Below are 477 nucleotides of genomic sequence, written 5' to 3'. Positions count from 1 at the left end.
GCGGTGCCGGCGGTGGCGCGGATCGGCTGGGCCTGCGGGGCGGGGGTGAGCGCCGCACTGCTGCACATCGGGGGGCAGCAGCGCGGCGCCGTCGCCGTCGGGGTGGTCATGCTGGCGCTGGCCGGGCTGCTGGTCTGCGCCCCGCGGCTGCTGCCCGCCGGGTTCCTGCGGGCCGGGCGGGGCCTGCCCACCGTGGTCGGCCTGCGCGGGCTGGCCTCGGCGGCGTTCGTCGGCGCCGAGGTGGTGATCCCGCTGATGCTGTCCCGGGAGCGCGGGCTCTCGCCCACTGCTGCCGGTCTGGTGCTGACCACGGGAGCGCTCGCCTGGTCGGTGGGTTCCTGGTTGCAGGGGCGGATTCCCGCGCCCCGATCCCGGGCCACCCTGCCCAGGATCGGGCTGAGCTGCATCACGGTCGGCACCGCGGTGGTGGCGTTCGCCGTCGCACCGGCGGTGCCGGTCTGGGTGGGTGTGCTGGGC

1 pseudogene is annotated in these 477 nt (G+C 77.6%); it reads left to right on the top strand.

From position 1 onward, the window contains the following. Nucleotides 1-12 precede the first annotated feature (12 nt). Nucleotides 13-477, top strand: a pseudogene (locus C1I99_RS31885) (MFS transporter); the annotation flags it as partial.

The organism is Micromonospora deserti (genome assembly GCF_003236335.1).
Lineage (GTDB): Bacteria > Actinomycetota > Actinomycetes > Mycobacteriales > Micromonosporaceae > Micromonospora > Micromonospora deserti.
This window is presented reverse-complemented; position numbering and strand designations above follow the sequence as displayed.